This window comes from Spirosoma koreense, assembly GCF_054777875.1.
The window spans coordinates 304,532-319,851 of the sequence record NZ_BAAHAC010000027.1 but is presented as its reverse complement, the minus strand read 5'-3'; the positions used below and the strand labels follow the sequence as shown (position 1 = coordinate 319,851).

Sequence of the window (15,320 nt, the reverse complement as noted above, 5' to 3'; positions counted from 1 at the left end):
TAATATATACTTATAAATAATTCAAAATACAGTTATTGAATTAACATGCTTACTGTGAGAAGTTGTTACCTCTACGAGAAAAGAGACTTATATTTGATAAGTTATTCGTAAAAGTAACTACTGGCAAAATAGCCAAACTTATTAATCGAAGAACTCTGTAACCCAGTTTTTTATATAATATTTCTCGAAATTATACTCTTTAACTAAAAGGCTTTTTGGGGAACTCTTAATACGTTGACCAATTATATTTATTTCAGAATCATCCAATAAATCACTCACTACAATAATATTCTCTTCATCGTAAAAATCAGCCTCTTTAATATAGTTATTCGTAGTGATTAATGTAGCACCTGCTGCTAATACTTCAAAAGTGCGCATTGTCAACCCACTCTGTCTAAATCGTTGTATATCGAGAACACTTCTTGATTCAGAAAAAATTTTAGCTACTTGCTGCTTAGTTAGTTTGTTGAAATTGACGTCTTTTAAAGTTATATCTCTAAATTCATTACTTGTGATTTTTTGGAAATAGAAATACCACTTAGCAGGTAAATAATAAAATACGTAAGCTTTATCAAAAGATAGGAAAAAGCGCTGCATCAAACTGAATCTATTAGAATGCAATGTGCCTACGAATGATATATCATATAATTTTCGCGTATATTCCTTATTGACAAACTCTTTAGTGTAAAATAAATGTTTTTGTTTAAAAAATGGATACGTTTTTACATCCTCGAAATCAAAGCTATAACATCTATCAAAATACTTTAGGATAGATAATGAGTTTGCGCTATTATTTTTAACAGAATCAAAAGTATAATAAATCAGTTGATCTTCAATGATAAATTTTTTTATTTTTTTTATAAAGCTTTCAGGGATAGTTTCACCTTTTATTAATAGAAAATAGTTGTACTTGTTTTGAGATATTTTTCTATAAATGTCTTGATAATATTTTAGAGTATGAAAATATAAAAGTTTTTCATTTACTCTGAAGATAGCTTTTAGAAGTGAATTGTTAGAACTTCTTTCATCAAAAAAGTCAACATTATACCCGTTTTCTATTAGAGCATTTTTAATAGAAATCTCATATCCAAAAAAAGCTGGGCTGATAAATAGAATATTTTTTTTTAACATTGGCTAACAAAGACATTGTAAGAAAACTCTTACAAATTTTATGTGAGGATTTTAGGAATAGAAGTTTGATTATTCGCCCAATCTACTAATTTTTTAAGACCTTCCTTGAAATCATTTTTTGGCTCAAATCCTAGTACTCTTTTTATTTTCGTAAGATCAGCAAAATTATGCCGTATGTCACCTATTCGATATTCTCCAGAAATTTTAACAGGTACTCTCTTCTGATAATGAGTAAATAATTCTTCAACGACAGTATTAATATCTATAGCTATACCCGTCCCTACATTAAATATTTCGTTATTGGCCTCTTCTTTTTCAATGCCTAATATTGTGGCATCTACTACATCGTCAATATAGACAAAATCCCGTGACTCTTTTCCATCTTCAAAAATATTGATCACTTTGTCATTTTTTATTAATGAAGAGAATATAGACAAGATCCCTGTGTATGGATTAGACAACGACTGACCGCAGCCATATACATTTTGATAACGGAAGGCAACAGCTGCAATTCCAATGCATGGGCAAACAGTCATGATTAACTGTTCTTGAAGCTGTTTAGTGATGCCATAGACAGATACAGGATGAACTTTCGATTCTTCGTCAGTTGCCATAGGCTTTAGAGTATCAGTAACATCTTTATATGTTACATTAAAATTGCCTTGGCGCATTGAGGCTTCATGTCGATGTTTAGGATAAACAATACCTAATTCATCGGAAAAGTATTTGCCTTCTCCATAAACTGCTCTTGATGAGGCAATTATGAGTTTTTTTACTGTATGCTTTCTATTAGTTAGAATATCTAGTAAAAGAGCTGTACCACCTATATTTACTAGTGTATACTGTTCAATTTTATGCATAGATTGGTCAGTACCTGTTTCAGCAGCAAAATTGATTACAACATCTTGATCAATCAATGCCTTCTCTAGATCGCTTCTAGAGTTGATAGTACCATGGATAAAATGAGCTTTACCTTTAATAAAAGAATAAGAGAAACTTGTATGTTCAGGGGTCAAGCCATGGACTTGTTGTGATAAGTTATCTAAAATAGTTACAACATATCCCTTCTCTAGAAGCCTTACTGTTAAGTTTGAGCCAATAAATCCTGCACCACCTATAATCAGTATTTTATTCATTTGTGAACTTAGCCTCAATGTTTAGCTTATAAAGCACAAAGTGTAGTCAGGCACAATTTATATGAGTTATACTTTGTGAATTATAAAGGCAATATAAAAATATGAACATTTTTAATTTTTTAATATAAAAAAATTTATGCTAAATCTAATGAATATAATATCTTATATAGATAAATTAATTAATTAAATCAATTATGGATGATACATACTTTTATAAAGTATAGCTTTTTTACTTCTACCTCCTCTCGGCCGAGAAGAGGTAGAAGTAAAAAATAACCTAGACGCTTTGGGGAGCACTATTGATAATTTCCGTCTGCTTCCGGATCGACTCCATGTGGATGATCTTGTAGATCTCTTCCACCAGCTCAGGATACAGCCCTAGTTTCTGGCCCAAATCAGTCCGGGTTTTTAAAATCTCCTTCCAGCGCTCGGGTTGAAACAAGGTTACGTTGTTGTCGCGCTTGTACTCGGCTAGTCGCTCTACCAGTGCCATACGGGCTGCCAGCATCTCAACAATCTGCCGGTCGACATTGTCGATGCTGCGACGGGATTGCTCCATAAAGCTCTGGAATTCCAGATTCTGGGATTCGACCTGACGAATCTGCAGATGATCGAGCATTTCGCCGAAGGCCGCGGGCGTCAGCTGTTGGGCTGCATCGCTCCAGGCTTTGTCTGGGTCGATGTGCGATTCAACGATGAGGCCGTCGTAGTTGAGGTCCATCGCCATTTGTGCCAGTTCATTCAAATAGGCCCGCTTGCCGGCCATATGGCTGGGGTCGCCAATGATCGGTAGTTGTGGGAAAATAGATTTGAGTTCGATGGCCATCTGCCACATCGGCACGTTTCGGTACTTGCTGGCTTCACCCGTAGCAAAACCGCGATGGATAGCTCCCAGTTTCTTGATACCGGCCCCCGCAATGCGCTCGAAAGCACCGACCCAGAGGGCCAGATCCGGGTTGACCGGATTTTTGATCAATACGGGAACATCAACACCCCGCAGTGCGTCGGCAATTTCCTGTACGTTAAATGGATTGACAGTCGTACGGGCACCAATCCACAGAATATCGACGCCGTATTTCAGGGCCAGCTCGATATGTTCGGGGGTAGCGACTTCGACCGCAAATGGCAAACCGGTTTCGGCCTTCGCGCGCTGAATCCAGGGGAGGGCCGCTTCGCCCATGCCTTCAAAGCTCCCCGGACGAGTGCGGGGTTTCCAGACACCCGCGCGGATAACATGCACGGCACCCAGCTCGCTAAGCTGGCGGGCGGTTTCGACTAACTGATCTTCGGTTTCGGCACTGCACGGACCAGCAATGATCAGGGGTTTGCCGTTGGTTTCAATCCACGATCCCAGCGGCTCTACGGCTAATTCTACTTTCATACTAAGCAGGTAATCTACGAGTAATACCTATTACTCTATGGGGAACTTTCAATCTATTTTTGTGGTATATTTGCATAAGGAACCAGCTGTATCTCAAGCTGGTTCCTTAATTTGTCTTTAAGCGTTTTTAGTTTGTTCAAACAAGTCGCGCCGGGACTTTAACCGATTGATCGAAATTTCGTTATATATTTCGGTCGTGTTAACCGACACGCACTGTTAGCTATGCATATAGCACCGCCCAAACGGAGCACTATTATGTCGAACCGAAGTAATCTAATGCCGGAGGCTGTCCAGGGGATTACAGAAGTAAATCCGAACACAGCACATCCTGTTTCTTTTGAAGACACTTCGATTGCTTTCTCTTCCCAGTCAGATTTCAAACTCAGGAAAACGTACTGGTTATTTTCGTTGATGAATCACGGATGGCTGGTAAATTTAGGGACTTTTTTTATAAAGATTGCCCTACGCCTTCATCTTCCCATCAAATTCCTCATCAAGAATACCATTTTCGAACAATTTTGCGGGGGAGAGAGCATACGAGACTGTGAACCAACTATTCAGCATCTGCACGATGCGCACGTTGGTACGATCCTCGACTATTCGGTCGAGGGGGAAGCTACTGAGAAATGTTTCGATGAAACGACGCTCGAAATTTTACGCACGATCGAACGAGCCAGCGAATCCGCCGATATTCCTTTTTCCGTCTTTAAAGTGACTGGGATTGCCTCGACCGATCTGCTGGAAGCCGTTCAGATTGGCGATTCGCTCAATAAAAGCCAGAAAGCCGAGTTCGACCGGGTCATGAGCCGGGTCGACGGCATATGCCGTCGAGCCTACGAGCGTAACGTACGTGTTTTCATCGATGCCGAAGAAAGCTGGATTCAGGACACGATTGATACGCTGGCGTACGAAATGATGAACCGCTATAACCACGAGCGGCCCGTCGTTTATAACACGTATCAGATGTATCGCTGGGAAAGCCTGGCTCACCTGCACCGCGATGCGGCTGAAGCCCACGCCAAAGGGTATTATCTGGGCGTAAAGCTGGTTCGGGGGGCTTATCTCGAAAAAGAGCGTTTACGATCGCACGAAGAGGAATACCAGGACCCGATTCAGGCTACGAAAGTAGATACGGACCGGGACTTCAATGCGGCCATCGATTTTTGTCTGGAAAACCGGGATATCATTTCGGTTTGTCTGGGTACTCACAACGAAGAAAGCTGTCAGCATTGCATCGACCGGATGCAGGAGCTGGGAATACCACCCGGCGATTCGCACATTTACTTCGCCCAACTGCTGGGCATGAGCGACAATATTTCGTATAACCTGGCTAACGCGGGCTATAATGTAGCGAAGTACGTACCGTATGGGCCTGTCGACGCGGTCATGCCGTATTTGTTCCGTCGCGCCGATGAGAACAAATCCATTGCCGGTCAGAGCAGCCGGGAGTTTACGTTGGTGAGTGATGAGTTGAAGCGCCGGAAAGGTTGCCGGTAATTTACAATCAGGCCCATTCATTCCGCTGTGAGTGAATGGGCCTTTAGATTTATTGACTGGCACAGCAGACCGCCGGAGCGGAGCCATGCTGTGCCGTATTTTTATTATGATTCAGAAAAACCCGCTTAAATTTTTTCTTCTGACGCTACTTCTGATCCTACTCGATCAGGGGGTAAAGCTGGCCGTACATTACTATATGGCTCCCGGTTTTGCAGGACAGATAAAACTCGTTGGCGATTGGCTGAAATTGCACTACGTATTGAATCCCGGCATGGCATTCGGGATGCAGCTGGGGTATGAATACGGTAAACTGTTGCTGAGTGTGTTCCGGTTGTTTGCCATGGTAGGTATTGGCTACTATCTGGTTCATCTGGCGCACCGAGGGGCTCCGAACGGACTGCTCTGGGCGATGTCCATGATTTTGGCCGGAGCGGTCGGTAACGTAATCGACAGCACATTCTATGGGGTTTTTCTGAACAACGCACCCTATGGATCGCCTACCCCCTGGTTTCACGGGCAGGTGATCGACATGATTTTCGTCGATGTCTGGGAAGGATTTATTCCGGAGTGGGTTCCCGTCTGGGGAGGCCAGTATTATTCGACGCCTATTTTCAATATAGCAGACTCCTGTATCTTTATCGGAGTTTGCCTGATTCTGTTCTTTCAGCGCCGATTCTTCAGTGAGCAACATATTGAAGACGGGCTATTACCCGTCTCTGGCCCCGATGCTACCGATGCGGCCGTACTACCAGCCGCTGAATTTATGGCACAGGAACAGCCCGAAAGCGGCCAGGTACAGGATGAAACGCCGGTAAAAAACGACCCACCACAGGAAGATCCTGAGTCGGTCTTACCCGACGAGCCAAAGCATAACGACCAGCGCGTTATCGAGTAAATGGCTAAATAACTTATCGTGTCATATCGGATACCTTTCATTTGTTGACAGTAGATTACAAGCTCATAAAATGAGCTTGTAATCTACTGTCTACGTGAAGGCTATCTGTTTTTTCATACTTGTCTATCACCTGCTAGTCATAAGCTGCCTGCCGTGTTTTGCTCAGCGATCGGAGATTTGGCGGGAAAAGCCCGGAACCTGGTTGCTGAACGTCGGTATGGGGCCTACCCGCTATCTGGGCGATCTAAACGAGCGGAGTGATCTGGCCCATTTACGTCTGGGTGTAGCGTTCAATGCAGCCGCTGCATATCGGTATTCGCCCCAGCTTACACTTCGGGCCGAAGCACAGTTGTATTACCTTCGGGGAGCGCAGCAGGAAACTCATCTGGCTTATAATAATCTGTCTTTTTACAGTGTCAATCCTGATATCTGGGCGGGCATCCAATGGGATTTCTGGCGAGCCGATAATCGAAATCATGTGATTATCCCGTATCTGCTGGCCGGAGTTGGAGTAACTCACATAACTCCTAAAGCAAGGTATCAGGGCAGATCCGTTAGTCTGGCTCCCTTGCATACCGAAGGCGTCGACTATTCGCGCTTTCCATTTATTTTTCGTTATGGCCTGGGTGTGCCGGTGGCGGCCACCGAGCGGTTTAAACTGCATATGGAAGGAGTTTATACGCACGTATGGAGTGATTACCTGGATGATGTCAGCACCGTATACGCCGACCGTAGTCTGATGGATCCCTTGGCGGCTGCACTAGCCGACCGGCGTTCTGAGTTGGGGCAAACGCCTAATCCGGCTGGGGCAAAGCGCGGAAATCCAGACCGACACGATGGGTATTTTATTTTATCGGCCCGGCTTATCTTCGTTATCCTTACTCCTTCGCAGCGAAATTACCGGCGGATGTTCAGACGTTAGGCTTTTGGGGGCTTTTCGCTTACTTTTGGCCCAATAATCAGTGGAAGTCTGCCCAGTCGAATGAGCCCAGCTATTTTTATTAATGCCCTTCAAAACGAACTTCAGCATATCCAGTACGGGCAGCATCCGCTAGAGCTTTATGAGCCAATCCGATACATTATGGATGTTGGTGGTAAGCGCATGCGCCCGCTGCTGACACTGCTGGCTGCCTACCTGTTTACCGACGATTGGCAGAAAGCCGTCCGGCCTGCCCTGGCGATTGAAGTTTTTCACAACTTCACGCTCATGCACGACGATATCATGGATAAGGCCCCCCTGCGCCGGGGGAAACCAACGGTGCATGAGAAATGGAACGAAAACAGCGCCATTCTGTCGGGGGATGTGATGCTCGTAAATGCGTTTCAGTTACTACTGAATGTGGAAGCTGATAAACTCAAACCTGCTCTGGAACGCTTCAGCCGCACGGCAGCGGAGGTGTGCGAAGGCCAGCAGATGGACATGAATTTTGAAGCTCGCTGGGACGTTACCGAAGCGGAATACATTGACATGATTCGGCTGAAGACGTCCGTACTGCTGGGCTATGCGCTCGAACTCGGCGGGCTGATTGCCGGAGCCGATACGGAGACAACCCGTCAGCTTTACGAAGGTGGCATGAATATTGGCGTTGGGTTTCAATTGAAAGATGATCTGCTGGATGTATACGGCGATCCTGCCAAATTTGGGAAACAGGTTGGGGGCGATATCATGGCTAACAAAAAAACCTTTCTGCTGATCGAAGCGCTTCAACAGGCACAGGGTTCACTGAAAACTGAATTGATAGGCTGGCTAACGGAAAAAGAAGTGAACAAAGCCGAAAAAGTACGGGCCGTCACGTCTATTTACGATCGGCTGGGCATTCGCGAATTGACAGAAGCCCGCATCAATGACTATTTTGGCCGGGGGTTTGCCAACTTTGATCGCATAAAGGCCGATCCCTCCCGAAAAAATTTACTGATTCAGTTTGCCAGACAGTTAGTCGAACGGGAAAGCTGATCCCTGGATGAATAAGATAGCATGAATACTGTGTAATGGTTTAGACATTAGCTTGCCCGATATCACATGTATCATTGTATAGTATCCATCGTTCGTGATCCATCATTAACCATTTAGTTATGAATATTACCCTTATTATTATCGTTGTCACGGTGATTATCAGCCTGATGGCCTGGAATAACTATAGCCTGATGGATCGGTGGATCATGAATCCGTATCAGATTACTAATAAGGGTCAGTACTACCGACTGATTACATCTGGATTTTTGCATGCCGACTGGGGGCATCTGTTTTTCAATATGCTCAGTCTGTACTTCTTCGGTGGATTTATCGAGCAGGTATTTGCCTCGCTTTTCGGACCCAGCGGTGCTTTGTACTTTGTTGGCTTTTATCTGATCGCTATAGTTGTGTCCGACATTCCAACATTGATGCGATACCGCAACGACCGTAACTATAACTCATTGGGTGCTTCGGGGGGGGGTTCGGCCATTGTTTTTGCCGGAATTCTGTTCCAGCCGCTAAACCCCATCTACCTGTTCCTGATCCCCATTGGCGTTCCAGGATTTATATTCGGAGGATTATACCTGGCTTATTCCTACTACGAATCCCGGCGTGGGGCAGGTGCTGTCAATCACGATGCGCATTTTTATGGGGCCTTGTTTGGCGTATTGTTTATGATTGTGGTTTATCCGCCGGTGCTTTCACAATTTATTGAGCAGATCGCTGGCTGGCATCTGTTCTAGTCGATCTAACCCTGTTGCATGGCGTTGTATGTTCAGCCTATTCAACCAGCCCTATCCGGCCAGCAACGATCTGAAACGGCAACTTCGAAAAGCAGCCGTCATTGGTTTGTTCGTCGGGCTGTTTCTGTTGCTGTTTCAACCGTTTGGGATTAATCTGTGGCAGACGGACTATAAATCGCTGAAAGTGCTGGGGTTTGGTGGGGTAAGTTTTGTCGTAACGATCCTGTGCTTTATTGTCTGGCCACGTTTATTTCCCCGGCGGTTTTCAGAAGAACAGTGGACCGTAGGCCGCGAAATTATGCTCATCACAGCCAACGTTCTGCTGATCGCCATTGCCAACCGATTTTATCTGGAGAGCCTGCTGGCACCAGGGGAGGACAGTGGCTTGAGCTGGGTCGGGATGATCCTGGTTACCTTCCTGCTTGGCCTTTTCCCCGTAACCGGTTTAGTCGTGCTCAACTACATAAACCAGCTAAAAAAATACAGCCGCACAGCTGCCGATTTACCCGTTCATGCTGCCCAGCCGTCTTCGATACGCACCGAAGACGAAAAAAGCAGTCCTGCCGATCCGTTGCCTGGTTCGTCGCTGGAACTAGTGGCCGATAACGAAAAGGACAAGCTAAGCCTGCACACGAACGACTTACTTTTTATTGAATCCAGCGATAATTACAGCACGGTCGTTTATCTGAAAAACGGGCAGGCCGTTAAACCTCTCCTGCGCAGCAGCCTAAGCCGCCTGGAAAAGCAAATCGACCGGCCCCGGATCGTTCGCTGCCACCGGTCGTATATTGTCAATCTCGACCGTGTTGAGCGCGTAACCGGAAATGCGCAGGGCTACAAACTTCATTTGGCAGGCGGGCCATTTCAGATTCCTGTAGCGCGACAATACAACGAAACCCTGATTGCCGGGCTCCGGACCGTGTAATTCCTCCCACCAATCACCCCAACGGCTGGCAGGCTTTACCAAACATCCCTAAAAGCGCAGATCGACCCATTTTGCTGGCCTGAACAAGTGAGTCGCCGTAGGTTTGTCTCAACCAACGACAACCCAGAAACGCTCATGAAAACGCTTGTTCTCTCTATTCTTATTCTCCACATTGCTATGGGCACAACAGCATTGCTGGTGGGCCTGATACCTATGTTTTCCCAAAAAGGGGGAAGGCTGCATAACCGCTCAGGACTGGTATATGTATACTGCATGATTATAGTAGCGGTAACGGCGTTACTGCTCTGTCTGCTACAGCCCCTGACCATGCTGCGTTTGTTTCTGACGGGTATTGCTGTCTTTAGTTTTTACTTAAGTATGACCGGATGGCGGGCTACGAAACAAAAAACAACAGTCCCAATCCTGGCCGACCGGCTGCTGACTTATATTACCTTATTCGTCAGCGTGGGTATGGTTGGTTTTGGTATTTACCTCATGACCCAGGTTCAGAATCCGTCCTTTCCGATACTATTCAGTTTTTTTGGGGTACTAACTGCGGTTTTCGCGGGCCGCGATTACCAATCGATCGGACGTCCAACCGAAAAGATGCACTGGTTTTTTCAGCATATTACGCGTATGGGCGGCTCGTACATTGCCACCTTTACTGCGGCATTGGTAAATAACATGGGGCGGTTATTACCCGACGATGCACCCGCCTGGGCCGGTACGATCGGCTGGATTGCGCCCAGCGTCATTGGGGGTATGCTCATTGGCCGGACTGTGCGGTATTACCGACAAAAAATGAGCGCTCCTAAAGTCCTGAAACCGGTTATGAACTAACCGCGCCAACTGGGTTACCGGCAAAATACCTTGTTTTTCGTCATTGGATTCAGTTAGTTTGCAGCGACGTTCTTTGTTTTCCGTCAAACAGGCTATGGTTTTCCTGAGAGGTTCAGGAAATGAAAAAGGAATCGTGTGAAATTCACGAGCAGACGTTGCTACTGTCAGTGACCAGTTAGAAAAGGGTTTGCCCTCAATGTCCATTGTTCCACCAGCGGTTCGCCGTTGCACCGGGATGAGAAGGATGGCAGATACCGTCACAAGCCAGGAGACTTGCCTTAGCTTTATTGATTCATGCCTACACGGTACTAGGCTCCATCAGGGTTGATGCACTTCTTCTTTCTTTACTGGCCAGAAGGCAGGAATGGGTGTGTTCGTTTTTTTGGAAGCGTTAAGCGTGTGGGTGTAGGGAGTTCGGCAACGAACGCGGTACATCATTCTTAACGAATCAAAAAATGATTGCACACAACCTCGGCTATCCACGAATCGGTAGCCACCGCGAACTCAAACGAGCCTGTGAACAGTATTGGGCCGGTAAAATTTCACAGCCACAACTCCTGGAAATGGGTCGGCAGATCCGCCACGACAACTGGCTTACGCAGCAGCGGGCGGGAGTCTCGCTGATTCCCTGCAACGATTTCTCATTCTATGACCAGGTCCTGGACCTGTCGCTGACCGTCGGTGCCGTTCCCGAACGCTTCGCTGCACTAGCCGAAAAAGCGACTGAACTGGATCTTTGCTTTGCCATGGCCCGTGGCTACCAGCGAGATGACCTCGATCTAACGGCTATGGAGATGACCAAGTGGTTCGATACCAATTACCACTACATCGTTCCCGAATTCATCCAGAGTCAGTCATTCCAGCTTCGTTCCGAAAAACTGTTCGCCGAATTCGAAGAAGCGCGAACCGTTCTGGAAACGACTCCCAAACCCGTCCTGATCGGCCCCGTTAGCTATTTGCTGCTGGGCAAAGAAAAAGAAGCCAGCTTTCACCGATTGGACTTACTGGACCGCTTACTACCCATTTACGAACAACTGCTCAGCCGGTTGGCGGAGTTGGGTGCCGAATGGATTCAACTGGATGAGCCGTTCCTGGTATTGGACCTGGACGAGCAGGAGCAGACCGCTTTCAGGAGTGCTTATCAATATCTGAGGCAGCGGCTTCCGAAACTGAAGCTGATGGTCGCTTCGTATTTTGAATGCTTCGGTAATAATCTTTCTCTGGCGACGCAGTTGCCCGTCGATGCTTTGCATATCGATCTGGTTCGCTGTCCCAATCAGTTGGAGGACATCCTGTCGACTGAATTCATCAATCGCTCTACGATTCTTTCGCTGGGGGTTGTGGATGGTCGCAACATCTGGATCAATGACCTGAAGCGTTCACTGACGCTGATTCAGCGGGCTACTGATATCCTCGGTTCAGACCGGATCATGGTTGCTCCTTCCTGTTCCCTGCTGCACACCCCCTGCGATCTGGACGAAGAGAAGAATCCCGATTCACTACTGACGGAGCTGAAACCCTGGCTGGCTTTTGCCAAACAAAAATTAAGTGAGGTAACGGATCTGGTCGCTTTAGCAGATAGCCCGAAGGAACAGATACAGGACCAGCTGGTCCGAAATCAGGAGGCAATAGCAGCCCGGCGGTTATCCGAACGAATCAATAGACCAACTGTTCAGGCCCGGGCGCGGTTACTGACGGAGGCAGATGTCCAGCGGCAGAGTACGTTTGAGCAGCGTCAGCGGCTACAACATGCTCAGTTACAATTGCCCTTGTTTCCGACAACCACCATCGGGTCATTCCCGCAGACCGAAGAAATCCGTCGGAACCGGTCTCAGTTCAAAAAAGGCGAACGGACGCAGGCGGAGTACGATAGCTTCATTGCTATCGAAACGGAAAAAGCGATTCGCTGGCAGGAAGAAATTGGCCTGGACGTACTCGTACACGGCGAGTTCGAGCGAAACGATATGGTCGAATATTTTGGCGAGTTGCTCGAAGGAGTGGCTTTCAGCGAAAATGGCTGGGTGCAAAGCTACGGTTCGCGCTGTGTGAAACCGCCTATCATTTACGGCGACGTTGAACGACCAAACCCCATGACCGTACGCTGGGCGCAGTATGCTCAATCACTGACCCGTAAGCCTGTGAAGGGAATGCTCACAGGACCGGTCACGATTTTGCAGTGGTCTTTTGTGCGGGACGATCAGCCCCGCCGGGATACCTGTCTGCAAATTGCACTGGCCATCCGCGATGAGGTGATTGATCTGGAACGGGCCGGCATTCGAGTCATCCAGATCGATGAGCCAGCTATCCGCGAAGGGCTACCCCTGCGCAAAGAAGACTGGGCCGCGTATCTGGACTGGGCGGTGCGGGCGTTTCGGGTTTCGGCCGCGGCAGTTGACGATGCCACGCAGATTCATACGCATATGTGTTATGCCGAATTCAACGATATTCTGGCCGCCATTGCCCGGCTGGATGCCGATGTCATCACCATCGAAACGTCGCGGTCGCAGATGGAATTGCTGGGAGCTTTTGCCCGTTTTCAGTATCCGAACGAAATCGGCCCCGGCGTATACGATATCCATAGCCCGCGTATTCCCACTACCGGCGAAATGCTGGAATTGCTAACGAAAGCCGCAGATGTGCTGCCCGTGCGAAACCTGTGGGTAAATCCCGACTGTGGTCTGAAAACTCGTCGCTGGCCTGAAACGACCGAAGCACTCAAAAATATGGTGCAGGCGGCCCAAACGGCTCGCCTGCTTATCGGTGAACCGACGGTTTAGTAAACAGGTTATACGTCCTGTTAGTTATAATTGACAGGACGTTATAACCTGTTTGCTAAACCGTCGATGAACATGAATCCTGGTAAAGACTACGCAGCCATGGTTCGCGAGCAGAACAAGGCCGTTCGGATTTTGCCGCTTCATATGGCTTGGGAGTTTATGCCCCGTGCGATCCGCAAGACCGTCCAGTATCCGTCGGAAGCCCTGGCTGCGTTGGCTCAACAAAACCGATGGCAGTTGCCCGTGCAGGCACGTCAGTGGCTAGGCCAGCCTGACTGGGCATTAGTAGTGACCGATCCTGAACAAATTATCCAGTATGTCAACGAATCCTTTGAACGAATGACGGGCTATGCCGCCGAAGAAGCGATTGGTCGACACCCTTCGTTTTTACAAGGCGACAGCACCGACCCTTTGGCGCGGCTGCGCATACGAACGGCACTCGAAACAGAACAGTCTATTCGGGAAACAATCCATAATTACCGGAAAGACAACTCAGTTTATTCGTGCGATGTAACGATTTTTTCGGTGCATAACGATCTGCATCAACTAGTTAACTTTATTGCCTTCGAGCAGGAAACCTTCGTATGAGTTCCACATCCTGTAAACACGACCAGGTAGTTTGCCCGTGCTGCAGAACGGTCTTTGAATGCAAAGTCGGTAGTATCGACTTGTGTCAGTGTACGGCCGTTCAACTAACCGGGAGCCAACGGCAATACATCGGTGAACGTTTCAGCGGATGCCTCTGTGCAGGCTGTTTGCTGGCTCTGCAGACAGAGTATGCCATCAATTTGCCGAAGGAGCCCGTCGCTTCAGCGCCTACATGCGCATAATTATTTTATGACCAGTATTGAACAACGGATCCAGGACGCGGAGACCCGCGTCTTCAAAGCAGTTTTTCCTAGTACGACCAATCATTACGACACCCTGTTTGGAGGGACTGCTCTACAACTGATGGACGAGGTTGCTTTTATAACCGCCACCCGTTTCACGCGAAAGCGCGTCGTGACTGTTTCTTCCGACAAAATAAATTTTACCAAACCCATTCCGGCAGGTACCATCATCGAACTGATCGGGCGGGTCGCGCATATTGGCAACACTAGTCTGCAGATCACAGTCGAAATTTATGTAGAAGAAATGTACAACTTCGAACGGCACCAGGCCATACATGGATCGTTTACGTTCGTCGCCATCGACGAAGACAAAAAGCCCATTCGCATTTTAGAGACCGGCGCATCCGCCAGTGAGTAGTGACTAAACGAATTACTTTCTTAAAAGCTCTTTCACAACAGGGACCGCTTTCTGAGCCCATTGGCGCATTTGCCTGCCAGAATAGTGTAATCCGTCGGAAGCAAATTGGCTGTCATCACCAGCCGCAGACCGGGTCAGCAGCGTAATATCGACAAAAGCAATGGAGGCTTTCTGACATTCCTCTCGAGCAACGGCGTTGAAAAGATCGATCTCCTGGGCAATGATAGTGCTGTTGCGTCCAGCCGCGTAGGGCGAAGCACCCCAGTCGGGAATGGAGAGCACAAATACACGACTGGCTTTCCCGCCCGCAAAGCGCGTAGCTGTCTGTAGCAAATCTCTAAACTCGGTGCGGTATTGTTCGGGGCTTTGGCCGCGGTACTGGTTATTGACGCCAATCAGCAGCGAAACCAGACTGTACGTTTCCTGATTGCCAGTTGCCTGAATGGCCGTCTGCAACTCCGAGGTTGTCCAGCCCGTGCGGGCAATGAGGTCGGGTGCAGCCAAATCTATACCATCCCTACGGAGCAGACCAGCCAGTTGTACGCTCCAGCGGTCTGCTGCCGAAACGCTTTCGCCAATCGTGTAAGAATCACCCAGCGACAGAAAAGAATATTCGGACGCGCCGGCCTTTGGCTGAACAAGCATTTCGGGTTCGGGAATATGTTGTGTGCAGGCCAGCAGAAAAATTGCCAGCACCGCACGGGTGCCCCGCAGGATTCGAGTGATTGTATGAAGGGCCATAATGTCCTGACCAGATAGCTTTCATGCGTTACAAACGATGCGTAGCCCAAAT

15 protein-coding genes and 1 riboswitch are annotated in these 15,320 nt (G+C 47.5%); of the genes, 11 read left to right on the top strand and 4 right to left on the bottom strand.

Annotated elements, in window-relative coordinates:
• Positions 1-141: 141 nt before the first annotated feature.
• The 3 genes from ACYVC2_RS26860 to ACYVC2_RS26850 form a co-directional block, all read right to left on the bottom strand.
• A complete protein-coding gene (locus tag ACYVC2_RS26860) occupies positions 142-1,131 on the bottom strand; it encodes a glycosyltransferase family protein (protein ID WP_461107759.1) in 990 nt (329 codons plus the stop codon).
• Positions 1,132-1,169: 38 nt separating this feature from the next.
• Positions 1,170-2,267 (bottom strand): NAD-dependent epimerase/dehydratase family protein, encoded by a 1,098-nt coding sequence (locus tag ACYVC2_RS26855; protein ID WP_461107757.1) that lies wholly within the window; start codon positions 2,265-2,267, stop codon positions 1,170-1,172.
• 277 nt (positions 2,268-2,544) lie between these two features.
• Positions 2,545-3,648 carry a chorismate mutase gene (locus ACYVC2_RS26850; RefSeq protein ID WP_461107755.1) on the bottom strand — a complete coding sequence of 368 codons (1,104 nt, stop codon included), beginning with the start codon at positions 3,646-3,648 and terminating at the stop codon, positions 2,545-2,547.
• A 276-nt stretch (positions 3,649-3,924) separates the two neighbouring features.
• Between ACYVC2_RS26850 and ACYVC2_RS26845 the strand changes: the two genes are divergently transcribed.
• The 11 genes from ACYVC2_RS26845 (at position 3,925) to ACYVC2_RS26795 (ending at position 14,527) form a co-directional block, all read left to right on the top strand.
• Entirely contained in the window at positions 3,925-5,145 is a 1,221-nt protein-coding gene (locus tag ACYVC2_RS26845) for a proline dehydrogenase family protein (RefSeq protein WP_461108116.1), read from the top strand.
• A 106-nt stretch (positions 5,146-5,251) separates the two neighbouring features.
• Entirely contained in the window at positions 5,252-6,040 is a 789-nt protein-coding gene (locus ACYVC2_RS26840; RefSeq protein WP_461107753.1) for a lipoprotein signal peptidase, read from the top strand.
• A 217-nt stretch (positions 6,041-6,257) separates the two neighbouring features.
• Positions 6,258-6,962 (top strand): hypothetical protein, encoded by a 705-nt coding sequence (locus ACYVC2_RS26835; protein ID WP_461107751.1) that lies wholly within the window; start codon positions 6,258-6,260, stop codon positions 6,960-6,962.
• Positions 6,963-7,022: 60 nt separating this feature from the next.
• Positions 7,023-7,994 (top strand): polyprenyl synthetase family protein, encoded by a 972-nt coding sequence (locus ACYVC2_RS26830; RefSeq protein ID WP_461107749.1) that lies wholly within the window; start codon positions 7,023-7,025, stop codon positions 7,992-7,994.
• Between the two features lie 119 nt (positions 7,995-8,113).
• Positions 8,114-8,737: a rhomboid family intramembrane serine protease gene (locus ACYVC2_RS26825; protein WP_461107747.1), complete on the top strand. Its 624-nt coding sequence runs from the start codon at positions 8,114-8,116 to the stop codon at positions 8,735-8,737.
• Between the two features lie 28 nt (positions 8,738-8,765).
• Complete coding sequence (locus ACYVC2_RS26820; protein ID WP_461107745.1) at positions 8,766-9,662, top strand: LytR/AlgR family response regulator transcription factor; 897 nt, start codon at positions 8,766-8,768, stop codon at positions 9,660-9,662.
• Between the two features lie 135 nt (positions 9,663-9,797).
• Positions 9,798-10,502 (top strand): DUF2306 domain-containing protein, encoded by a 705-nt coding sequence (locus tag ACYVC2_RS26815; protein WP_461107743.1) that lies wholly within the window; start codon positions 9,798-9,800, stop codon positions 10,500-10,502.
• Positions 10,503-10,580: 78 nt separating this feature from the next.
• A riboswitch (cobalamin riboswitch) is annotated at positions 10,581-10,797 on the top strand.
• 160 nt (positions 10,798-10,957) lie between these two features.
• Entirely contained in the window at positions 10,958-13,279 is a 2,322-nt protein-coding gene (metE, locus tag ACYVC2_RS26810) for a 5-methyltetrahydropteroyltriglutamate--homocysteine S-methyltransferase (RefSeq protein WP_461107741.1), read from the top strand.
• A gap of 72 nt (positions 13,280-13,351) precedes the next feature.
• Positions 13,352-13,867: a PAS domain-containing protein gene (locus tag ACYVC2_RS26805; protein WP_461107739.1), complete on the top strand. Its 516-nt coding sequence runs from the start codon at positions 13,352-13,354 to the stop codon at positions 13,865-13,867.
• Entirely contained in the window at positions 13,864-14,109 is a 246-nt protein-coding gene (locus ACYVC2_RS26800; RefSeq protein ID WP_461107737.1) for a cysteine-rich CWC family protein, read from the top strand. The genes ACYVC2_RS26805 and ACYVC2_RS26800 overlap by 4 nt, the downstream gene beginning before the upstream one ends.
• 7 nt (positions 14,110-14,116) lie before the next feature.
• On the top strand, positions 14,117-14,527 hold the full coding sequence (locus ACYVC2_RS26795; protein WP_461107735.1) for an acyl-CoA thioesterase: 411 nt from the start codon (positions 14,117-14,119) through the stop codon (positions 14,525-14,527).
• 12 nt (positions 14,528-14,539) lie between these two features.
• Here the strand turns inward: ACYVC2_RS26795 and ACYVC2_RS26790 are convergent, their stop codons facing one another.
• Positions 14,540-15,268, bottom strand: coding sequence for an SGNH/GDSL hydrolase family protein (locus ACYVC2_RS26790; protein ID WP_461107733.1), 729 nt, complete (start codon positions 15,266-15,268; stop codon positions 14,540-14,542).
• Between the last annotated feature and the right edge of the window lie 52 nt (positions 15,269-15,320).

What these genes read in the sequence shown, in the direction of transcription:
- ACYVC2_RS26860 (WP_461107759.1), bottom strand. Translation starts at nt 1,131, where the DNA reads ATGTTAAAAAAAAATATTCTATTTATCAGCCCAGCTTTTTTTGGATAT.
- ACYVC2_RS26840 (WP_461107753.1), top strand. Translation starts at nt 5,252, where the DNA reads ATGATTCAGAAAAACCCGCTTAAATTTTTTCTTCTGACGCTACTTCTG.
- ACYVC2_RS26790 (WP_461107733.1), bottom strand. Translation starts at nt 15,268, where the DNA reads ATGGCCCTTCATACAATCACTCGAATCCTGCGGGGCACCCGTGCGGTG.
- ACYVC2_RS26830 (WP_461107749.1), top strand. Translation starts at nt 7,023, where the DNA reads ATGAGCCCAGCTATTTTTATTAATGCCCTTCAAAACGAACTTCAGCAT.
- ACYVC2_RS26825 (WP_461107747.1), top strand. Translation starts at nt 8,114, where the DNA reads ATGAATATTACCCTTATTATTATCGTTGTCACGGTGATTATCAGCCTG.
- ACYVC2_RS26815 (WP_461107743.1), top strand. Translation starts at nt 9,798, where the DNA reads ATGAAAACGCTTGTTCTCTCTATTCTTATTCTCCACATTGCTATGGGC.
- ACYVC2_RS26820 (WP_461107745.1), top strand. Translation starts at nt 8,766, where the DNA reads ATGTTCAGCCTATTCAACCAGCCCTATCCGGCCAGCAACGATCTGAAA.
- ACYVC2_RS26800 (WP_461107737.1), top strand. Translation starts at nt 13,864, where the DNA reads ATGAGTTCCACATCCTGTAAACACGACCAGGTAGTTTGCCCGTGCTGC.
- ACYVC2_RS26795 (WP_461107735.1), top strand. Translation starts at nt 14,117, where the DNA reads ATGACCAGTATTGAACAACGGATCCAGGACGCGGAGACCCGCGTCTTC.
- metE (WP_461107741.1), top strand. Translation starts at nt 10,958, where the DNA reads ATGATTGCACACAACCTCGGCTATCCACGAATCGGTAGCCACCGCGAA.
- ACYVC2_RS26845 (WP_461108116.1), top strand. Translation starts at nt 3,925, where the DNA reads ATGCCGGAGGCTGTCCAGGGGATTACAGAAGTAAATCCGAACACAGCA.
- ACYVC2_RS26850 (WP_461107755.1), bottom strand. Translation starts at nt 3,648, where the DNA reads ATGAAAGTAGAATTAGCCGTAGAGCCGCTGGGATCGTGGATTGAAACC.
- ACYVC2_RS26835 (WP_461107751.1), top strand. Translation starts at nt 6,258, where the DNA reads ATGGGGCCTACCCGCTATCTGGGCGATCTAAACGAGCGGAGTGATCTG.
- ACYVC2_RS26805 (WP_461107739.1), top strand. Translation starts at nt 13,352, where the DNA reads ATGAATCCTGGTAAAGACTACGCAGCCATGGTTCGCGAGCAGAACAAG.
- ACYVC2_RS26855 (WP_461107757.1), bottom strand. Translation starts at nt 2,267, where the DNA reads ATGAATAAAATACTGATTATAGGTGGTGCAGGATTTATTGGCTCAAAC.